The organism is Microbacterium sp. LEMMJ01 (genome assembly GCF_002114135.1).
Taxonomy (GTDB): domain Bacteria; phylum Actinomycetota; class Actinomycetes; order Actinomycetales; family Microbacteriaceae; genus Microbacterium.
This window is the reverse complement of the sequence record NZ_NCTV01000008.1, coordinates 1-18833: the sequence shown is the minus strand read 5'-3', so window position 1 is coordinate 18833 and position 18833 is coordinate 1. Positions and strand designations below refer to the sequence as shown.

At 67.8% G+C, this 18833-nt stretch carries 20 protein-coding genes; all 20 read left to right on the top strand.

Annotation, left to right across the window (positions count from 1 at the left end):
* The first annotated feature begins 19 nt into the window (after positions 1 to 19).
* The 20 genes from B7W94_RS00600 to B7W94_RS00510 all read left to right on the top strand — a co-directional run bounded on the left by B7W94_RS00600 (position 20) and on the right by B7W94_RS00510 (position 18803).
* The gene (locus B7W94_RS00600) at positions 20 to 214 is read left to right on the top strand and encodes a hypothetical protein (RefSeq protein WP_005052697.1); all 195 of its coding nucleotides are present in this window, start codon (positions 20 to 22) and stop codon (positions 212 to 214) included.
* A gap of 15 nt (positions 215 to 229) precedes the next feature.
* Complete coding sequence (locus B7W94_RS00595) at positions 230 to 643, top strand: TadE/TadG family type IV pilus assembly protein (RefSeq protein ID WP_005052695.1); 414 nt, start codon at positions 230 to 232, stop codon at positions 641 to 643.
* A complete protein-coding gene (locus B7W94_RS00590; protein WP_005052692.1) occupies positions 643 to 1092 on the top strand; it encodes a hypothetical protein in 450 nt (149 codons plus the stop codon). Before B7W94_RS00595 ends, B7W94_RS00590 begins: the two co-directional genes overlap by 1 nt.
* The gene (locus B7W94_RS00585) at positions 1089 to 1499 is read left to right on the top strand and encodes a pilus assembly protein TadG-related protein (protein ID WP_005052691.1); all 411 of its coding nucleotides are present in this window, start codon (positions 1089 to 1091) and stop codon (positions 1497 to 1499) included. The genes B7W94_RS00590 and B7W94_RS00585 overlap by 4 nt, the downstream gene beginning before the upstream one ends.
* Before the next feature lie 10 nt (positions 1500 to 1509).
* Complete coding sequence (locus B7W94_RS00580; protein WP_005052688.1) at positions 1510 to 2121, top strand: hypothetical protein; 612 nt, start codon at positions 1510 to 1512, stop codon at positions 2119 to 2121.
* Between the two features lie 280 nt (positions 2122 to 2401).
* Positions 2402 to 3157: a hypothetical protein gene (locus tag B7W94_RS00575; RefSeq protein WP_253247343.1), complete on the top strand. Its 756-nt coding sequence runs from the start codon at positions 2402 to 2404 to the stop codon at positions 3155 to 3157.
* A 16-nt stretch (positions 3158 to 3173) separates the two neighbouring features.
* Positions 3174 to 6497 carry a LysM peptidoglycan-binding domain-containing protein gene (locus B7W94_RS00570; protein WP_005052682.1) on the top strand — a complete coding sequence of 1108 codons (3324 nt, stop codon included), beginning with the start codon at positions 3174 to 3176 and terminating at the stop codon, positions 6495 to 6497.
* A gap of 156 nt (positions 6498 to 6653) precedes the next feature.
* Positions 6654 to 7112, top strand: coding sequence for a prepilin peptidase (locus B7W94_RS00565; RefSeq protein WP_172400032.1), 459 nt, complete (start codon positions 6654 to 6656; stop codon positions 7110 to 7112).
* Positions 7113 to 7994 carry a hypothetical protein gene (locus B7W94_RS00560; protein ID WP_005052679.1) on the top strand — a complete coding sequence of 294 codons (882 nt, stop codon included), beginning with the start codon at positions 7113 to 7115 and terminating at the stop codon, positions 7992 to 7994.
* A gap of 20 nt (positions 7995 to 8014) precedes the next feature.
* The gene (locus tag B7W94_RS17780; protein WP_139833210.1) at positions 8015 to 8533 is read left to right on the top strand and encodes a hypothetical protein; all 519 of its coding nucleotides are present in this window, start codon (positions 8015 to 8017) and stop codon (positions 8531 to 8533) included.
* Positions 8530 to 8895: a hypothetical protein gene (locus B7W94_RS00550; protein WP_005052673.1), complete on the top strand. Its 366-nt coding sequence runs from the start codon at positions 8530 to 8532 to the stop codon at positions 8893 to 8895. The genes B7W94_RS17780 and B7W94_RS00550 overlap by 4 nt, the downstream gene beginning before the upstream one ends.
* Positions 8896 to 8933: 38 nt before the next feature.
* Positions 8934 to 9086 carry a hypothetical protein gene (locus B7W94_RS18000; protein ID WP_005052671.1) on the top strand — a complete coding sequence of 51 codons (153 nt, stop codon included), beginning with the start codon at positions 8934 to 8936 and terminating at the stop codon, positions 9084 to 9086.
* A 278-nt stretch (positions 9087 to 9364) separates the two neighbouring features.
* On the top strand, positions 9365 to 10132 hold the full coding sequence (locus tag B7W94_RS00545) for a hypothetical protein (protein WP_139833209.1): 768 nt from the start codon (positions 9365 to 9367) through the stop codon (positions 10130 to 10132).
* Positions 10133 to 10623: 491 nt separating this feature from the next.
* Complete coding sequence (locus tag B7W94_RS00540; protein ID WP_005052665.1) at positions 10624 to 10896, top strand: hypothetical protein; 273 nt, start codon at positions 10624 to 10626, stop codon at positions 10894 to 10896.
* 224 nt (positions 10897 to 11120) lie between these two features.
* The gene (locus B7W94_RS00535) at positions 11121 to 16115 is read left to right on the top strand and encodes a CHC2 zinc finger domain-containing protein (RefSeq protein ID WP_005052663.1); all 4995 of its coding nucleotides are present in this window, start codon (positions 11121 to 11123) and stop codon (positions 16113 to 16115) included.
* Positions 16115 to 16681 (top strand): hypothetical protein, encoded by a 567-nt coding sequence (locus B7W94_RS00530; RefSeq protein ID WP_005052659.1) that lies wholly within the window; start codon positions 16115 to 16117, stop codon positions 16679 to 16681. The genes B7W94_RS00535 and B7W94_RS00530 overlap by 1 nt, the downstream gene beginning before the upstream one ends.
* Positions 16682 to 16786: 105 nt before the next feature.
* Complete coding sequence (locus B7W94_RS00525) at positions 16787 to 17224, top strand: DNA-directed DNA polymerase (protein ID WP_005052657.1); 438 nt, start codon at positions 16787 to 16789, stop codon at positions 17222 to 17224.
* Positions 17225 to 17323: 99 nt separating this feature from the next.
* Positions 17324 to 18034 carry a hypothetical protein gene (locus tag B7W94_RS00520; RefSeq protein WP_005052653.1) on the top strand — a complete coding sequence of 237 codons (711 nt, stop codon included), beginning with the start codon at positions 17324 to 17326 and terminating at the stop codon, positions 18032 to 18034.
* A gap of 14 nt (positions 18035 to 18048) precedes the next feature.
* On the top strand, positions 18049 to 18264 hold the full coding sequence (locus B7W94_RS00515; protein ID WP_005052651.1) for a hypothetical protein: 216 nt from the start codon (positions 18049 to 18051) through the stop codon (positions 18262 to 18264).
* Positions 18261 to 18803: a hypothetical protein gene (locus B7W94_RS00510; protein WP_085603599.1), complete on the top strand. Its 543-nt coding sequence runs from the start codon at positions 18261 to 18263 to the stop codon at positions 18801 to 18803. Before B7W94_RS00515 ends, B7W94_RS00510 begins: the two co-directional genes overlap by 4 nt.
* The last annotated feature ends 30 nt before the right edge of the window (positions 18804 to 18833 follow it).

Sequence of the window (18833 nt, the reverse complement as noted above, 5' to 3'; positions counted from 1 at the left end):
AGAAAGGAACCAGGATCCTATGTCGACCCTGAGCCGAGAGTTCCTGTCCCGCATGCGCGGGCGGGCAGCTCGCTTCACCGAAGAGCCCGAACGTGGCTCCATCACCCTCGAGCAGGTCATCTGGACCGCCGGGATCGCGCTCGCCGCGGTGGCCGTCGTGGCGATCATCGTCACCGCGATCAACGCCTACGCCGGTCAGATCCCCACCGGCTGAAAGAGCCACCCGCAGATGGTCCGCACCACCAACCCCGGTCACCGGCAGCGCCTCAGAGAAGCGCTCGCCGGTGATCGGGGTGCGGCCACGCTGCAGAACACGATCATCGCCCCGGTACTGCTGCTCGTCCTCGCGGTCTTCCTGCACCTGGGCATCATCCTTCACGCCAACAACCTCGCCCACGCCGCCGCCACCAGCGCCTACAACGCCGCCCGCGCCTACAACGCCAGCGGAACAGACGGCTCCACCGCCGGCCTCGCTGTCCTGAACCAGTCCGGCTCACCGATCAGCGGCGCGTCCGTCGCGGTCGACCGCGGCGCCAACACCGTGACAGTGACCGTCACCGGCAACGCCCCCTCCTTCGTCCCCGGACTGACCACCAACATCGACGTCACCGTGACCGGCCCCACTGAAAGGTGGGTCAACTGATGCGCACCATCCGCACCCTCATTGCCAAGCTCCGCGACGACCGCGGCTCCGCCGGCCTCGAGATCGCCATCCTCGCCCCGGCCCTCGCCGCCGTGCTCGTGCTGCTCGCAGCTTCCGGACGTCTCGCTCTGGCCGGCAATGCCGTCGAGTCCGCAGCGTCAGCCGCAGCTCGCGAAGCCTCGCTCGCGCGCACCACAGCCGAGGCGCAGGAAGCCGCCGAAGACATGGCGCGGATCTCGATGGAACAGTCCGGCGTCAACTGCACCACCCTCTCCGTCAACATCGACGCCTCTGGCCTGAGCGCCCCGATCGGGACCACCGGCCGAGTCAGTGCGACCGTCTCCTGCACCGTCGCACTCAGCGACGCCGCCATGATCGGCCTCCCCGGCACCCGCGACCTCACAGGCACCGCTGCTTCTCCGGTCGACGCCTACAGGGAGCGGCGATGAAAACCATGATCCAGAGGCTCCAAGCCAAGTTCCGTGACGACAAGGGCGTCGCGACGATCTACTTCGTCATCATGACCGTCGCGTTCCTCGCGATCGTCGGACTCGTCGTCGACGGCGCCGGCAAGGTGCAAGCCAACCAGCAGGCCTACACCACCGCAGCCAGTGCCGCCCGAGCCGCAGCGAACGCGGTCAGCGGCCAAGCGATCATCGACGGCACCACCGCGATCGACAGCAACCGAGCCGTCAGCGCCGCCAACGGCTACCTCGCCGCCGCTGGCGTCGGAGGAAGCGTCGCCGTCAGCGGCGACCGCATCACCGTCACCGTCGACACCGACTACTCGGCAACCTTCCTCCCCGTGCCGTTCCCCGTCCAAGCCACAGCCACCGCAGAGCTGATCACCCAATAGGAGCCCCACCATGAGCATCAAGCGCCTCGCCATCGCCGGCATCATCGCCGCCGCACTGACGCTGACCGCATGCACGGGCACCGGCAACCAGAACCCCACCGCCAGCCCCACAGACACCCCGACCCCCACGCCTACCGCCAGCAACGCACAGGTTCCGCCGCCGGCGAGCGAGGATGAGGCGATCACCGCAGCGGAGACCGTGCTGACCCAGTACTTCGTCACACGGGGCGAGGTCAACGCAGCTGGTGGTACCGATACTGCGCCGCTTGAGGCGTGGGCGACCGGGCGAGCTCTCGAGGTCGCTGTCAACGATGCAGCTGGCATCGCAGAGGGGCCGATTCTCAACGTCGACCAGGTGAACGTCGAAGGCCCCGCAACCACAGAGGGAGCGATCAAGTACGAAACGGTTGCTTCCTACGGGCAGGAGTGGGAAGGCATCGAGAACGGTCTTGTCACGATCAATGCCTGCCAGGACGCGAGCGAGTACAAGGTCTGGGCTAGCGACGGGTCGGAGGCCATGCGCCCCGAAGCTCGCAGCACCTTCGACTACCAGGTCGTCTACGACAGCGAGAGCGAGACCTGGCTGGTTTACAACCTGATCAGTCTGGGGGAGAGCTGCTGACCGTAGCTCGGGAGATCGCATGCTGAAACGACTAGTCACCGCCCTTGCCTCGATCGCCTTGATCGCAGGCACCTTGATGGCCACGGCTGCGCCTGCTAATGCTGCCGGTGGTGTTTGGTGTGACCCGGAGTCTTCGCGTTGCTACCTCACGATCTCGATACCTTCGGATCCGGCGCCGAACCCGGACAGCAACGGGTGGACCCCTGGCGCACCGACCTGCTACTACGAGAACTCGCAGTCTGGCCTTCTGCAGCTGGGCTGGACCGAGGATCAGATTCGAGTGTTCGAGGGCGGCACCTACCAGCGCTTCTACGCGATCATCGACTGCGGTGGATCCGACTCGTACTGGTCGAACACGCGGCAGTGCTACGTCTTTATGAAGGACGGCGTATGGCCGGCCCGCCCGCCGGGCTACTCGCAGGAGGCCGGCTACTACGGCTGCATCATGTTCAACCCGACGCCCGGTGGATCGCCGGGCCTGGGCACGGAGAGCAACTTCTGGGGTGAGACGGTCCCGCCGGGGCTGCGGGTGCTCACTCCGGGTGCCGCTGCTCAACAGCTCATCTCCACGTTCGCCCTGCGCGGCATCGACATCGGCATGGCTCCCGAGGTCAACCCGGAATGGGGTCACCGTCGCGGCTACGTCGGGGTGCCGATCTGGCTCTGGGTCAACAACCCCGAGCCCCTGACCTGGGGCCCCTATACGGAGACCGCGACGCTGGGTGGGCAGACGATCACGGCGACCGCTCAGGCCACGTCCGTTCGCTGGCAGATGGGCGACGGCGCGTCGACGACCTGCGGCAACACCGGCACCCCGTACAACGTCGGCTACGGCATGACGACGTCGCCGACCTGCGGTTACCAGTACACGTCGACCTCGAGCCGGAACCCCGGCGATCGCTTCACGGTCACGGCCACGACGAACTGGACCGTGACGTGGACCTCTCTCGCCGGCCCCGGCGGCACCATCAACCTGACCACCAACAGCGCAGTCGACCTCGAGGTCAACGAGCTGCAGACGGTCATCGTCCCCTGACCCCCAAGGAGGCATCATGAACCGCATCGGAAAGGGCCTCGGGTCGCTGATCCTGCTCGCCGTGCTCCTGGTCGGTATCCCCGCCGGGCTCGTGTTCTTCGCCGGCAACCCGCTGCCGTCGTGGGACGAGCTCGTGGCCGGGTTCACGATGCGCGACTACACCGGATCCTTCCTGATCGGGACGATCATGCCGATCGTCGCGTGGATCGCGTGGGCGACCTTCGCTGTCGGCTTCCTCGCCGAGCTGCCCGCGCAGCTGCGCGGCGTGCCGCGGCCGCGGATCCCTGGCCTCGGCGTCCAGCAGAAGGTCATGGGCGGTCTGCTCGCCGCAGTCATCGCACTGTTCTCGCCCGCGGCCGCGTTTGCGTCAGAGGTACCCACACAGCCTTCGGTGTCGATGAGCACCTCTGTCGTCTCGGTTGCGACCACCGAGGCTGCGACTGAGGAGGCCCCTGTCGTCGAGGCAGGCCCGCAGTACGTGGTGACGGGTACGGACACACTCGCCCGGATCGCGGAGAGCACGCTGGGCGACCGCAGCCGCGCTGCAGAGATCTCCGCGCTCAACCTCGGTGTGCAGCAGGCCGATGGGGGAGCGCTGACCGCATCGGGATGGCTGCAGGAGGGATGGGTGCTCACCCTGCCGGCAGACGCCGTCGTGCCAGCCGCAGCGGATGTCGCGGCAGCGCCTGCAAGCGCCGAGGCGGAGACGGTCACCGAGATCACCTACGAGCAGCGTGCCATCGTCTCCGGCGACACCCTGTGGGACATCGCGGCCGAGGAGCTCGGCGACGGTACCCGCTACCCCGAGATCTTCGAGGCCTCGAAAGACATCGTTCAGCCTGGCGGCGGCACCATCACCGATCCGAACTGGATCTACCCCGGCCAGCAGGTCAACATCCCCGTGGCCACCGTCGTCCCCATCGCTCCGACCGACGACGCGGCGGGCACCACCGGCAGCACTGGCTCGATCGACACGGACGAGGGCGCTGCCGGCGCCGTCGACGTCGACGCAGACGAGGGTGCTGGTGCCGCGGGTGCTGGCGGCGGCGCCGACGAAGGCGCTGGCGCGTCGGGTGCGGATGCCGCGGCCGAGGACGAGGCCACAAGCGGTCTGGGGTTCACCACGGATGCCACCCAGGCGCCCGCCGACGAGGCGCCCGTCGACGAGGCTGCAGCTCCGGCCGCGGCCGTCGACGTCGACGAGGACGACACGAGCGGCATTGAGGACTACTTCCAGGTCGCCACCATCGGAGGCATCGGCGCCACACTCGCCGCCGGCCTCCTCACCCTCCTCGGGTGGCGGCGTCTCAAGCAGCGCCGCGACCGCAAGCCCCGCCAGCGGATCGCGATGCCCGACGAGACGGTGTCCTCCGTGGAGCTCGAGCTGCGCGCCGTGGAGAACCCGCTGGGCGCCGAGGCGGTCGACACAGCCCTGCGCCACCTGGCCGTGTGGGCGCAGGAAACCGGCAGCCGGCTCCCCGCGCTGTACGCCCTCCGCCTCGATGAGAGCTCGGTCGCCGTCTACCTCGACGAGCCGACCGACCTTCCGGCACCGTTCACCCAGTACGACCCCGAAGACAAGCTCGCTTGGATGGTCGCGCTGACCGACCTCGAGCCTCTCGACACGGTCCCGTCCGCGCCGTACCCGGCGCTGGTCATGCTCGGCCACGACGACAACAACGGGCACATCTTCGTCGACCTGGAACGGATCGGTGCGCTCAACGTCACCGGCGCCACCGGAGAGCTGCGCCAGGGCGTGCTTACCGCCATCGCGATCGAGCTCGCCGCGAACACCTGGTCTGAGGACGTCCAGGTCACCCTCGTCGGCGTCGGCGATCGCCTCCCGCTCGCGCTCGGCAGCGGCCGCGTGCGTCACGTCGAGGACACCGACACGCTGCTGCGCAACCTGCACGGACAGGCCGCGGCGGTCGAAGCTGCTCTCGCTGAGCTCGGCGTCGACGGGCTCGAGCAGGCACGTACTACCGGAGCGGATGCGGAGGCCTGGGCGCCGGAAATCATCATCCTCGGCGACAACCCGGACGAAGCCACCCGTGAAGCCATCAGCGAGCTGGTCACCCGGATCCCGCGGGTCGGTATCGCAGCTGTCAGCGCCGGCCACCTGACGGGCAGCTGGAACCTGGCACTCACCGAGGACCGTCGAGCTCAGCTCGAGATCCCCGGCACCGGCGTCGCCATCCCGATCACCCCGCAGCTTGTCGGCACGCGCGAGTACAACGAGATCCTCGCGCTGTTCGACGTCGCCACAGAGGGCGCCGCTACCGGCGTCGCGCTCGACGACGAACTCGAGCTCGACGAGATCCCCGCCGCTGCAGTCGAAGCCGACGAGGTCGAAGCCGAGCAGCTCCCGCTCGTCGACGAGCCCGACGTCGAGATCTCCGAGCCTGTCGCCGCCGAGAAGGAGGCGGAGATCTCCGAGGCGGACGAGGCAGCACCCGCCGCCGTCGACGAGGAGCCGGCGGAGACCGTCACGGTCGACCTGGTCGACGAGGAGGCCGCGGCCGAGCACGACGAGCCGCTCGCGGCGATCACACCGCTGCACCGTGGGCCGTACCTGCAGCTGCTCGGACCCGTCGAGGTTCGCGGCGCGCGTGGAGAGGCGCCGGTGAACCCGAACACCGCCGCGCAGTGGCGATCGGCAATCCGCAAGGGGACCGAGCTGGTCGCGTTCTTGTCGGTGAACCCGAACGCCACCGCCGAGCAGGTACACGCCGTGTTCTGGCCCGGCCAGATCGCCTCGGGCAAGAAGGCAAACGACGACCGCAACGGGCTGACCTCCAAGACTCGCCGCTGGCTCGGACAGAACGATGACGGCGAGCTCTATGTGCCGCTCGTGACGACGGGGGAGTACCGGCTGCACGAGGACGTCCGCTCCGACTGGCAGGACTTCCTCGGTCTCATCGGTGACGAGATCTCTGACACCCCCACCGACCGGCTGCTCGCTGCGCTCGAGCTCGTCAAGGGACAGCCCATCAGCGGCGTCCCCGACAAGCGCTACGTGTTCGCCGACCGGCTGCGCAACGAAATGATCGCGACCATTGGCGACGTCGCCCATGAGGTAGCCACCCGCAGCCTGTCCACAGGGAAGGTCCGACACGCACGCCTCGCCTCCGCGATCGGACGCATGGTCGACCCCATCAACGAGGTCTTCTGGCGTGACGGTCTGCGCGCCGAGCACCAGGCAGGCGACCACGCCGGCGTCGAGCGACTGATCACGCAGCTCGAGCAGAACCTTGCCGCCGTCGACGAGGACTACGAGCCCGACACCGAGACGCAGTCCCTCATCGCTCAGCTGCGACAGCGCCACGCGATCGCCAGCTGACCCATGACCACAACTCGTGAGGCCCCCCAAAGCGCGCGCGCGGGACGTTTCCCGGCGTTGCGGTACCCGCTCGCGGCTGTGGGGGGCTTCGCTCTGTCAGCGGCCATCACAGCGCCCCTGAGCCCCGATCTCGGGCTCACGGTCGGCAGTTGGGTCATGATCAGCGTCTACAGCGTCTACGGGGCGCTCCTGGCGCGCACGGACCTGCAGGAGCGTCGACTGCCCGACGCGCTCACACTCACGCTCGCCGCCTTCCTGACGGGCACCGTCCTCGCTCTCGCGATCACTGCCGGCGCCGGCGGTGCAGCGATCTCTGCAATCAGCGGCGCACTCGGCCTCGCGGTGTTGCTGGCAGCGTTCGGGCTGCTCGGGCAAGTCGGTTTCGGTGACGTGAAACTCGCTCTCAGCGTGGGGCTGCTCACCGGGTGGCACACCTGGTACTTCCCGTTCATCGCAATCGCGGTCGCCTACGTCCTCGCGTTCCCCCACGCGATCATCGCGGCGGTGCGACGCAAGCACGGACACGAGAGCACGGACCTCCCGTTCGGCCCCTACATGATCGCCGCCGGCCTGGTCGTCGCGATCGTCGCCACCCTCGCCACCCTCGCCAGCTGAATGTCCGACGAGTACTACAGCCCCGAAGGGGAGTACCTACGGCGCGTGCTGCGGCGCAGGCGCGCGCGGACCGAAGTCGCGGCCGCGGGCTGGTTCGGCCGCAGACGCGCACGCGACCAGCTCCGTGAGCTCGAAGAGAGCGACGGCCTCGACGATGCAGCACAGCGATGGGCGCGTTCGATGCTGCTGACCGAGATCGCGAACGCCTGGGCGCGGACCTCCCGGCATTCCAACGAGTGGCATCCGCGACTGCTCGAGCACCTTCCGGGCCTCGCCGAGGAGGCCGCGGCCGAGGCTGTGCTGCAGGCCGGTGACGACGAGTTGCTCCACCCGCTGCTCACCGCCGCGGCCGCGGAACAGCTCGCGCGTGAGAACGTCGATCGGGTGAGGCGCGTGGTGGACGACCCGACCATCTACCTGCTGCGCACCACGACGCCAGAGGGGAACCCGATGACCGTGCTGCAGCACGCTGCGAGCGGTCTGCGTGGACGATTCGCCGTCGATCCCTTCGACGGGTTCGGTGACGTGTTCTCGAAGCCCTACGACATCCCGTCGATCAACCCGGACAACCCGCACGACGATGGCAACCGCTGGGAGCTGTACGCGGGTCTCGGCATCGGGCGTCGCCTGTACCTCTCCGCGGCCGACCTCCACCCACACGTCCGCTGGCGTGCCGGTATCCAGAGCCCCTATGCGGCGCCGCTGCGCACCAGGCTGCACGACGCCGACCCGTACCACTGGGGGGCGAGCTGCACCTGGTGCAACGAGCGGCGGATCATCTGGCGCGAAGCCGACCCGACCAAGCTCGCCGAACACCCCATCACGCCGGCGCCGGCCGCGATCGCCCCCCGGATCATCGAAGTCATCACCAGCTCGAGGTAGCAGAGGGTCATCCTCCGTGGATGCTCGCGCCGACGAAGACCGGGGGAGAGGCCACCTGTGGCAGCGCCTCCTCACGGCCGCACACCACGCACGCCAACGCGGCAGGGCGATCGCGCATCACCACACCGCAGCAATGCGGCTGGGTGCCGGCTGCCAGCCAGTCGTGGACCATCCTGCGAAGCTACGCCCCCGCGCGGCCGCGAGCATCGACTTCTCCACAGCACGTTCCCCAGACAGGTGTTTTGTGGCACAATACCTATATGGGAATCGAGTGGCCGGAGTCAGCTGACAAGCACGACATCCCCCACGCTGACGCTCTCTACGCAATGCAGAACGCGACCTACACGAGCACCAAGGTCAAGATCAACGACGGCGACACCCGCAACCAGCGTCGCGTCTTCATCGGCCCACAGCACGCACAGACCGATCGGCTGATCGAAGTGCTCATTGAACTCAAGCCCGGCGGCAACTTCGTCGTCTACCACGTCATGCCGCTGGGCGCCTACTACCGCCGACAGATGGAGGAGGAGAACGAATGACCCTCAGCAAGAAGGACCAGGAGCGCTACGCCACCCTCGCCGCGCTCGAAGAGCAGCCCACCGGCGCGTCAACGCCGGGGGATAGCGCCCACGGCGCCGACGCCGCAGCCATCGGGCAGCAGCTCCTCCTCGAGGCCCTCGGAAGCACACAGGCTGTCGCACGGGCCGTCGGAGGACGACCCCGCGTCGGCGGCACGGCCGCGGGATCCGGCGCGTCCCCGACGATCCGCACCCGCGTCACCCCGACCCGCAAGCGCGAGGTCGACCAGCTGCGCGCGCAGCTGGGGATGAAGACCGACTCCGACGTCGTCCGAGCCGCCCTCGACGAGTACGTGCAACGGCACCTGCAAGCCAGCGCATGACAGCGGGGAATGTCGGAGACGACCACTAGGGTCCGCCCATGCGCGTCATCGGAACCATCCGCAGCACCGCCACAGAGCGGATCACCGTCGAGGCCGGCAGCTACCAGGAAGCGCGCGAGATGCTCGAAGCGCAGATCCCCGAAGGCCACGAACTCATCGCCATCCGCACCGACGACACCGACGCCAGCTGACCATGGGCACACTCGCAGACTCGATACCCGCAGCTCACGCGCGAAGCGCCTGGGCTGCGGGTATCGAGCCCCTGCGTGAGGCGTTCCCACTCCACGCCGACAAGCTCGTCCGCGCGATCGCGTACTCCTACATCGAGCCCCTCCCGACACCGATCTTCATCATCGGGGGAACCCCCACAACCCGAGACGCGCTCGCCGACGCACTCGCCGAGCTCGCCGGCGAGATCGAACGACCACACATCGACCCCCTCACGTTCGCAGGAGTCCGACGTGCCGTCGTGCCCGGCAGGCCACTGGTCCTCACCAGCGCCCCCCACGTCAGCCCCCGCGCACCACTCAGCGCGCTCGACGAGATCGAGATCGAGAGCTTCGTCTCATTCGCCACCCCACTCAGCAAGGCCTCCGCGCTGATCATCGCCAGCTCTCAGACAATTCAGCCGCTCAGCGCCGAGCGCTCCATCACCATCGAGCTTCCCCAGCGTCCGCGCAGCCTTCAACCGCTCCGCTCGCTGGGAAGTGAACCCGCCGCTGCCGGCCGACGCATCATCGCGAGCTATCTGCAGCAGAACGCGCCCCACCTGGATCTCGACCCTCATGGGATCAACATCGCCCGACATCCCGACTTCGCCAAGCCCCGGCGCCTCGACGCCGCGTTCTACCTCGGCGACACGATCCTGAGCACCCTCGGCCTCGATGCTCCCGCCCAGCCCGCGACGTCATGGCTCGGCGAGGACGACCAAATCATCTGGGCCCTACGCGAGGCCGTCAGATACCTGCTCGCCAACGGCGGCGAGCTCACCGACAACGCCAGCCAGACCAAGGAGTGGGTGATCGGACGCACCGACCACCGCTACCTGTATATCCGCCCCACCGAAGCGCTGCCCTTCATCCGGGCCGCGCACGGTGACCCCACCCTCAGCATCAAAGCGATCACCACGACACTGCGCCGGCTACATCTGATCGGCACCAAGACCGGAACCGTGACCGCGCGAATCGGTGGAGAACCCACCCGCGTCTGGAAGATCCCCGCCGATCGAGAGATCTAGCGCGACACGCCGAGCTCAGCGAGCGAAGACGGGCCACACCACCCGAGGAATCCACTCCGAGGAAGCGTCGGATGACACACAACCCTCGTCGACGCAGCAGTATTGCTCGCACGTCGCTGTAACAGCAAAGCCCGACTCGCGCGCAGTGGTACACAATTGAGGTGTACCAACGAAATTAGCGCTGACCTGGGGTTTCATTACCTCTGGTACACCTGCCGATTCGCAAGGTGTACCAAGCATTTTTGCCTTCTGATCAGTGTTTTTATCGCGTTTGGTACACCTGGTACACCTTTTCAGCGGCAGCCCTCACACATGCGCGCCCGCGCGAGGCGTAAAAGGTGTACCAACAGCGAAGCCAAACTTTTTTCGGGAACCGATGTCCGCGAAGCGTCCGAGGCTGGGCCTATACCTGGCATGAGAGCTCAGAGCCGTCTGCGCGACGCACCGAACCAATCCGTGATTCTGAATCAGCTACGTGCTAGAAACAGGGCATGCCAGCCAGAGCGAAGCCAGGACGTCGTTCATACGGCCCTCGCGCCGTCAGGACGGTTCGATATCCGGAGGCCTACGACCCGATCCTCGAACGCCTCGCTGCGGAGTCTGGGATCCCCCTCAGCAGCTGGCTTGCGCTGGCTGTCTCACAGCAGGCCGGGCTTGAGATCCCGGACTACGTCAAGGACGAGTTGGAAAAGGCGGCGCGCGAGCGCGCTACGCGCGAGGCAGAACAGGAGCTCGACATGCTCGACATGCCAAAGTCCGCGTAGAAAGACTCAACCCCCTCCGGTCTGCCAACCATCGGGGGTCTTGAGTGCTTTTGGGTCACAGCCTCCTGCCAGAGGCTGATCAAGTTACTGATGCTGAGTCAGTCAATCCATGATCGGATGTTCATGATTATAGCCGCGATATTGCGGATGTCTAGCGTTGGTGTGGCCGTCGTGTCGCACACGCTGGGCGCTGCAGCGTGCACCCGAGGGGGTGTGCTGCAGCGATGACGCTTGAGTACACCGGCACGTCGACGGCTACGAACTCTCTCGATCGTGTTCTCGAGGCCCTGGACCGGGGCGGGTGGAAGCCCCGCCGGCAGGGAAGCCAGCACATGGCGCTGTGCCCAGTGCACGGCGACGCGATGCCGTCGCTGAGCATCCGCTACGACCGCACCGGCGGCAAGGTGATGTTGCACTGCTTCGGCTGCGGCGATGCCTTCGATCTCCGCGACGTGTGCGGCGCGCTCGGCCTGACCGTCAGCGACCTGTTCGACGCACCGCTGCCCGCCGATCGCCGCACCGGCTCGCGCACCCCGCGGGCGAAGCGGCCCTCGCTGCCGCCGCGGCTGACGCAAGATGAGCTCGCCCCCAAGACTCCGGATCTGACGGGCGCGACATGGCGCCAGGTCAAGGTCTACGAGTACGTCGACGACAACGGCGTCGTCCTGCAGCGCGTGCACCGCGAAGAGACCACCCTGGACGGACAGCGGCACAAGAGGTTCACGCAGAGCTACCGTGGCGCCAACGGCCGGTGGGTCAAGCGCAAGCCCGAAGGCTTTGCGCCCCTCCTGTACAACCTCGCCGCGATCCGCGCAGCGGTCGCCGCCGGCGGCGACGTGTGGCTGCTCGAGGGGGAGAAGGACGCCGACAGCGCGATCGCCGAGGCCCTGGCCGCGACGACGAACGCCGGCGGTGCCACGGCGTTCCCCGCCGAGCTGCTCGAGCAGTTCCGCGGCGCCACCGTCAACCTGGTCGTCGACAACGATCCCGCCGGCGCACAGCGGGCCGCGGCGGTCGGCGCGCAGCTGGCGGAGCTGGGCATCCCGGCACGGATCTACCTGCCCAACCTCGACGACCGCAAGTCGGACTTCACCGACCACATGGACGCCGGCGGCACCGTCGCTACGCTCGTCGAGATCTCCGTCGACGACGCCCGCGCCATGGTCGCCGCGGCCGAGGCAGACAAGCTCGTCCACGGCCGCACCGGCGTCGCCGTGTGCCTCAAGGAAGCGACTGCCCAGCTTGAGCAGAACCAGCAGGACCGGGCAACCTCCGAGCAGCACGCCGAGGCGTGGGCGCGCGAGTCCCTCAACCGCCTCGAGCGGATCCACGCGATCAACCCGGACCTGACCGCGGAGCAACTCAGCGACCGGGGCCGCGTCGCCCTGACCGAGTACGCGGCCGCGGTCGCGGAGGGCGCGCGGATCTCCCGCGACACCTACATCGTCGCAGGTCTCGACGTGCCCCAAGCGGTCGCCTCCTCCGTGGTCGCAACCCGCCCCGTCGTCGACGAGCAGCAGCCGGCAGAGACTATCGAGATCACCCCCTCCGCACCCCTCACGCAGACCGGCAGCGGCGGCGGGGGAGTGTTCTTCGGCAACGACAACCCCGAGGACCAGCCCGAGAAGCGCCCCTTCATCCGAGGCAACCACTACGGCGTGGTTGAGGGGCAGACCGTGCTCATCAAGCACACCCCCGGCGACGAGGACGACCAGTACCATCGGGTCATGCACGGCTGGGCAGAGGTCCAGACAGTCGCCATCGAAGACGACGGCACGGACAACGAGATCGCTCGCCCCCCGCACCTGTACGTGATCAAGTTCTCCCGGTGGGTCCGCAACGATCGCGGCTACCCGATCCGCGACAAGGAGACCGGCCAGTTCCAGACCGAGTCGGTGGTGCTCAAGTACACCGAAGACCAGATCCGCGACGGGTCATGGTCCAAGGCGATGCCCTGGCCTGGGTTCCTCGAGTCGAACAGCCGCCGCGGCGCGGATCAGGCATGGGATGCGATGAACGCGATCAAGCCGCCGCGGAACAACAGCATCGTGCACACCACGGTCGGATGGCGCACCACCGACACCGGCGACTACTTCGTGCACGCGACCGGCGCGATCGCCAAGAACGGCGCGCTCGGCGTCGAGGTCGACGTCGCGACGACCTCCGAAATCTACGCGATGCCCGAGCCGACCACCGACCGCGACCAGCTGCGCCAGGCGTGGCTCGACGGCACCGTGGCGCTGCGGGAATCCGAGCTGCCCGCCCGTGTGATCGCACCGCTGCTCGGCCACTCCTGGACCGCCCCGGTCCTGCCTGGCCCGATCTTGCTGCACCTGGTGGGCGGGTTCGCTTCCTACAAGACCTCACACAGCCGTCTGGCCGTGCAGTACTTCGCCCCGAACCTCACCCACAACACCAAGGGCCTGATCTCCGGCGCATCCGGCGGATCCACCGCGATCGGCCTGCAGCGCACCCTCTCCGCGATCAGCAACGTGCCGGTGATCGTCGACGACTTCGCCCCGGACGGCAACGCCAGCGACGCGATCCGCCGCATCAGCACCCTGGGCCGCACCGTGTTCAACGGCATCGGTCGCATCCGCGGCAAGCAGCGCGGCGGCGCCGAGGCCGACCGCCCGATCCTCGCCAGCATCATCACGTCCGGCGAACTCTCCGCCCAGGGCTCCGCCGACTCCCGCATTGTCAACCTCCCGCTGGATCCCGCCACGCTCAAGAACGGCGGCGTGATCTTCGGTCGCCTCGAGTCCAAGCGCGCCCGCCACGCTCGCGCGCTCATCGGTGCTTCGCTCGTGCAGTGGACGGCCGCGCGCCGTCAGCAGCTCGTCGACGACTTCACCGAGGCCGAAGAGGACAGCGAGCACCGCCTGTGCACGCAGGCCTACTGGCGTGAGGCCATCCCCCGCCAGAACGGGCACGCGGGCCTCCACGACCGCCTCGTGCAGTCTGCCGTGGTCCTGGACCGCGGCATCATGATCATGCTGATGATGCTCCGCGACCTCGACGTCATCAGCGACGACGAGGCCCGCGACTTCTACGGGTGGGCGCGAGCGGGCATCGCCGAGGCGATCAGTCTGCAGGACTCGTCCGCATCCGACCCCGCCGAGCAACTCATGGAGTACCTGCGCGAGGCGATCGCCAACGGCAACGCTCACCTAGCCGGCATGGACGGCACAGTCCCCGACGATGCGAGCTCGCTGGGGTGGGCCGACCAGTCCACCGGAATGAACCCGCAGTGGCGCCCCAACGGGCAGCGCGTCGGCGTCATCAACAAAGACCGCCTCTACCTGTTCCCGACGACGGCCGTCGCCGTGGCCCGTCAGATGTCGCAGCGCGCCGATGAAGCGTTCAGCGACACCAAGACCTCGCTCTCCTCGTCGATGCTCTCCCACGGCTGGCTCATCGCGGACGGCGCCGGCAAGCGCAGCGTCGTCCGCCGCACCGGACGGTCGATGCAGCACCGCGTGTGGGACATCCCACTGTCCGCGCTCACCGGCAGCGGCCCCGACACCCCGAACGACGACACCGGCCTGGACGGGGGAGAAGGCCCCCAGACGCCGCCCGAGAACGACATCCCGTCGCTGTTCGAGGCGCCCAAGGTCGACGAGGCCACAACCACCCCCGAGGCGCCCGCACAGCCCGCCGTGACCGAGCCCCAGCAGCCTGCATCCGCAGAATCACCCGCCGCGCCTGCCCCCCGACCGGCAGCGCCCGCACAGCCCGCCGTCGCGACGTCGGCCGAGGACTTCCGTGCACCGCTCGGCGTGCTCCACACGGACGGGCTGTGGCTGTCCACGGGCGAGCTGATCACCATCCGCGGTCAGCTCGAGCACGCCGGCCAGCTCGCGCAGCTCGCCACCGACCTCAACCTGGGCACCCGCATCAACCAGGGCACCAACGGGGCGCGCAAGACCGAGCGCGGCCAGATCTTCCTCACCATGGAAGCCGCTCTCGCTCTCGGACTCCCGCTGGACACCCTGCCCGAGTCCACCGACTCCGACTACGGCAAGCTGCTGCGCGAAGCCACCAAGGGGCACCCGTTCATCACCATGGCGACCGAGACCGGATTCTCGCTCAGCGGCGACGGATCCATGGCCGGCAGCATCGACATCTGGCGCGAGGATGACCGCCGGATCGGCGCGCACATCGCCCTCATCCCTGCCCAGGACTTTCGCTTCATCAGCACGATCCTCGACGGCGACCCAGACCCCGCGACCATCGCCCGTCGCCTGGGGAAGTTCACCGCGGCGCTCAAGTTCCCCTACCGCAGCAGCGCCGGCACCACCGGCACCAAGCTCATGCGCGCGCTGCTGCCCCGCGACAAGCACGACGAGATCTACTACCCACAGGACCGCCCCGGCCCGGTCAAGGACCAGATGATGGCCGAGGGTGACTTCAACTGGCAGCGCAAGCTCTTCGGCGACGAGCTCGAGCAGCGCTGGGTACACGGCTTCGACCGTGGAGGCTCCTACCTCGCCGCCGCGAGCACCGAGGTCGGCGTCGGAGCCCCCACCCACTACGACGGCCCGCTGCAATTCACCAAGGCCACGAACAAGCCCGGCTACTGGCTGATCACCGCACCGGAACCCGGCAGCTGGCTGATGCCCGACATCTTCGCCGCCCAAGGCATCGTCCGTGACGGGTTCACCGGATCGCAGATCTGGGTCACCACCCCCACGCTCGAGCTCGCGAGCGAAATGGGCCTCGAGCTCGAGATCCACGAAGCCTGGCTGTGGGACCGCAAAGCCAAGGTCTTCGAGGCCTGGTACAAGCGGGTCCGCGACGCCCGCACCACCCTCGACACCACCGACGTCGACGACCAGGCCGCTCGTGACCTCCTCAAGATCGTCTACGCGGCCGCGATCGGCATGCTCGACTACCGCGGCGACCACGACACCCTCGCCGTGTGGGCCCCGCACCGCCACGACATGATCGTCGCGAAGTCCCGCGCCAACATCATCCGCCGCGTCCTCGCCAACGCCGAGCGCACCGGCCGCTGGCCCGTCGCGATCGAGAAGGACACCGTCGTCTACACCAGCGACCACATCGACCCGCTCGAGGCCTGGCCCGGCGACCCGTCCTGGTTCGGCCGCGGCCTCGGTCAGTACAAGTACGAGGGCTCCGACCAGCTCTCGCATCACGCCGAGTTCCTCAACGGCGACGGCACCTACAAGGGCAAGCGACACCTGAATGAGTTGATCTGATGGCACTGAGCAAGGAAGCGCAAGCGCGGCAGCTCGCCGCGATGTTCGAGGGACTCACCGGGCACAAGCTCCCCGAGGTCTCCCGCGACACCAAATCCATGCTCAAGTTCCTCTTCCCCGGCCAGAGCGACCGGTTCCCGATCGCCACGAAGCTCGCCGCCACGAAGCTCGGAGTCTCCCAGGGCACCGTGCAGCGCTGGATCCGCGGGGCGCAGAATCCCCGCGCCGCGATCACCCAGGAGCTCACCAAGCGCGTCCGCCAGTCCGTCACCACCAAGCGCGGCCGCGGTCAGCTCGCCAAGCGCATCCAATCCCAGATCCCCACCCGTCAGCGCACCATCCGCATCAACGCGCTGCAGGGCCCGTCCGCAGACCCCACGGACAAGAAGTACGTCGCCGAACGGTTCAGCAACCTCGATATGTCGCCCTCCGAGCAGCAACAGCTCTATGACGCCTGGGTGCAAGGCGGCGACACCGGCGCCACCGACTACCTCACCGGCCTCTACGACAACCGCTACGTCGACGGTTGGCAGTTCCACGGCATCAAGGGCGTCGAGTTCCGCTGACACGAATGACCCGGCACCACAGCCTCGTCACGCTACGCTGTATGTAGTGAATGTCACGCTTTTATCAGGTGTGACCGGACTGACGACCAGAGAAAGGACCAGCCGATGGCAGCCTCCATGCCCGAGCTCGTCGACTACGCCTACATCGCCGAGAAGCTCAACGTCTCTCAGCAGACGGTGCGCGTCTACGCCACCGGCACCAAGCAGCGCAAGGCCGGCTTCCCCGAGTCGGTCGCACCCAAGACCGCGCGCTCGCCGCTGTTCCGCAAGAAGGACGCCGACGCGTTCATCCAGCGACGCCTCACCGAGACCGCCGGCGACACCGCCCAGGAAGAGGCAGCTCACAGCGCATTCGCCGAGCTCGGCCGCGAGATCAACCTGCGCAGCCGCGAACAGCTGCAGCAGGCCCTCTTCGAGGATCTCAGCCTGCCCCGCACCGAGAAGGACTCCGTCTCGACGCCAGCGCTCAAGAAGCTCTATGCCGACACCGGATCCACCTTCGTCGCCCACGTACTCGCCTACCGCGGCGCTGCAGTCGAGTGATCGCCTCGCGCTCGCCGCAGCGCCGGCACCAGCTCGGTTGACGGAGCGCGCCCACGCCTCTAGGCTGTGAATGTCACATTCACTAGTAGGAGTCAGGTAATGCCAGACGAGATCGACACGCCGGCACCCTTGTGGTTCACCCCCGAGAGCGCCGACGTCGATGCGCTCGAGCAAGCCTGGGGAGCCCACAAGCTCAGCAAAATCATGGGCGCCGCCCTCGGCAGCTTCAACCGGCTCGGCCACGTCAACGCCGGCACCGCCTCCGACACCTTCGGCGTCTCGGAGGGCACCATCCGCCGGTGGATCCGCGACGGAGTTCCTGCCAGTCGACTCGAGCGTGTCATCTCGCTCGTCCGCCCACCACAGGGCGCATTCGACCAGGAGCGCAAGGATCTCGTCTACGCCCGCGGCGCCGTGACCAAGATCACCACCGATCCAGAGAACGCCGTCGCACTCTGGGGCTACAAGGGCTACCTCGAGCAGTGGGATCTCGCGATCATCAAGATCAAGGGAATGCCCGTCCTCACCGTCCGCATGGCCCGCACCGACCGCGACCGCGCCGCAGACAAGCGTCTCGTCGCCGGCGGCGAGCTCGTCGAGCGCGTGACCTTCCCGAGCTACTGGGCAGCCATCGTCGCCCGTAGCGAGCTCCTCGAGGACGTCTACCCCTACCGAGTCCAGCTGCGCAACACGAAGCTCGCCAGCGGCGCTGGCAAGGCTTTCCTCGACGAGGCTCCCCGCAAGACGTTGCGCTCCTACCGGAAGCGTGCCCGCACCAGCGTCCGCAAGACCACCGAACAGAGCGACTGACAGGCGGCAGAGGCATGCTCCGACAGCTCCCGCTCAACCTTCCCGACGAGGACGAGCTTCTCGCCGTCGCCACGATCACGCTCGACGGCGCCGGGGAGTACAGCCTGAGCATCCACAACATCGTCGACGCCCCGCTCAAAATGACGCCCACTCAGCAGGCTCGAGCGCTGCGCATCCTCGCCACCGGTATCGAAGCAGAAGAAGCAGTCGGCAGAGAGCAGACCCCGTGAGCAAGGGGCACACGGGCCCCACGTTCTGGCATGGCGGGTTCCCCGGCCTCACGGTCGGCTCACGCCTCCTGAGTCCCTATGACGCCGCGGCCGCGCGCATCCCGATCTCATACACACCCCGCGATCGGCCGCAAATCGGCCTCGTCTCTCGCACCGATCGCGTTTACTTCAGCACGCGCCAGGAGTTCGCTCGCGCCTTCGCGTTCCAGACCGAGATCACCACACCCTCCGGCACCCTGACATCGCGAGGCACCCTCTACGCCGTCGAGCCGATCGGCGCCACCGAGGAAGATCCCGACTTCGCCGGCCACGAGATCTCATGGTGCGCGCCCGGCGCCATCATCACTGCGATCGTCGAAACCGATGTGCGCATGCGAGCTCGTGACGCAACCCGCGTCATCGGCAGCTACGCCACCTGGGACGACGGTCGACCGATGTACCTCGAGGACGGACGGCTCTGCATCACCTGGCCGAGGGAGAGCCTAGGCCTCACTCAGGACACCGTCGACGAGATCGTGCTTCGGGGGAGTCATGTCTAGAGCTCCCTAGAGCGGCGCGCGCCAGACACC

Bases quoted from the DNA above. Each gene is read 5' to 3' on its own strand.
- B7W94_RS00600 (WP_005052697.1), top strand. From the start codon at position 20: ATGTCGACCCTGAGCCGAGAGTTCCTGTCCCGCATGCGCGGGCGGGCA.
- B7W94_RS00595 (WP_005052695.1), top strand. From the start codon at position 230: ATGGTCCGCACCACCAACCCCGGTCACCGGCAGCGCCTCAGAGAAGCG.
- B7W94_RS00590 (WP_005052692.1), top strand. From the start codon at position 643: ATGCGCACCATCCGCACCCTCATTGCCAAGCTCCGCGACGACCGCGGC.
- B7W94_RS00585 (WP_005052691.1), top strand. From the start codon at position 1,089: ATGAAAACCATGATCCAGAGGCTCCAAGCCAAGTTCCGTGACGACAAG.
- B7W94_RS00580 (WP_005052688.1), top strand. From the start codon at position 1,510: ATGAGCATCAAGCGCCTCGCCATCGCCGGCATCATCGCCGCCGCACTG.
- B7W94_RS00570 (WP_005052682.1), top strand. From the start codon at position 3,174: ATGAACCGCATCGGAAAGGGCCTCGGGTCGCTGATCCTGCTCGCCGTG.
- B7W94_RS00565 (WP_172400032.1), top strand. From the start codon at position 6,654: ATGATCAGCGTCTACAGCGTCTACGGGGCGCTCCTGGCGCGCACGGAC.
- B7W94_RS00560 (WP_005052679.1), top strand. From the start codon at position 7,113: ATGTCCGACGAGTACTACAGCCCCGAAGGGGAGTACCTACGGCGCGTG.
- B7W94_RS17780 (WP_139833210.1), top strand. From the start codon at position 8,015: ATGCTCGCGCCGACGAAGACCGGGGGAGAGGCCACCTGTGGCAGCGCC.
- B7W94_RS00550 (WP_005052673.1), top strand. From the start codon at position 8,530: ATGACCCTCAGCAAGAAGGACCAGGAGCGCTACGCCACCCTCGCCGCG.
- B7W94_RS18000 (WP_005052671.1), top strand. From the start codon at position 8,934: ATGCGCGTCATCGGAACCATCCGCAGCACCGCCACAGAGCGGATCACC.
- B7W94_RS00540 (WP_005052665.1), top strand. From the start codon at position 10,624: ATGCCAGCCAGAGCGAAGCCAGGACGTCGTTCATACGGCCCTCGCGCC.
- B7W94_RS00535 (WP_005052663.1), top strand. From the start codon at position 11,121: ATGACGCTTGAGTACACCGGCACGTCGACGGCTACGAACTCTCTCGAT.
- B7W94_RS00530 (WP_005052659.1), top strand. From the start codon at position 16,115: ATGGCACTGAGCAAGGAAGCGCAAGCGCGGCAGCTCGCCGCGATGTTC.
- B7W94_RS00525 (WP_005052657.1), top strand. From the start codon at position 16,787: ATGGCAGCCTCCATGCCCGAGCTCGTCGACTACGCCTACATCGCCGAG.
- B7W94_RS00520 (WP_005052653.1), top strand. From the start codon at position 17,324: ATGCCAGACGAGATCGACACGCCGGCACCCTTGTGGTTCACCCCCGAG.
- B7W94_RS00515 (WP_005052651.1), top strand. From the start codon at position 18,049: ATGCTCCGACAGCTCCCGCTCAACCTTCCCGACGAGGACGAGCTTCTC.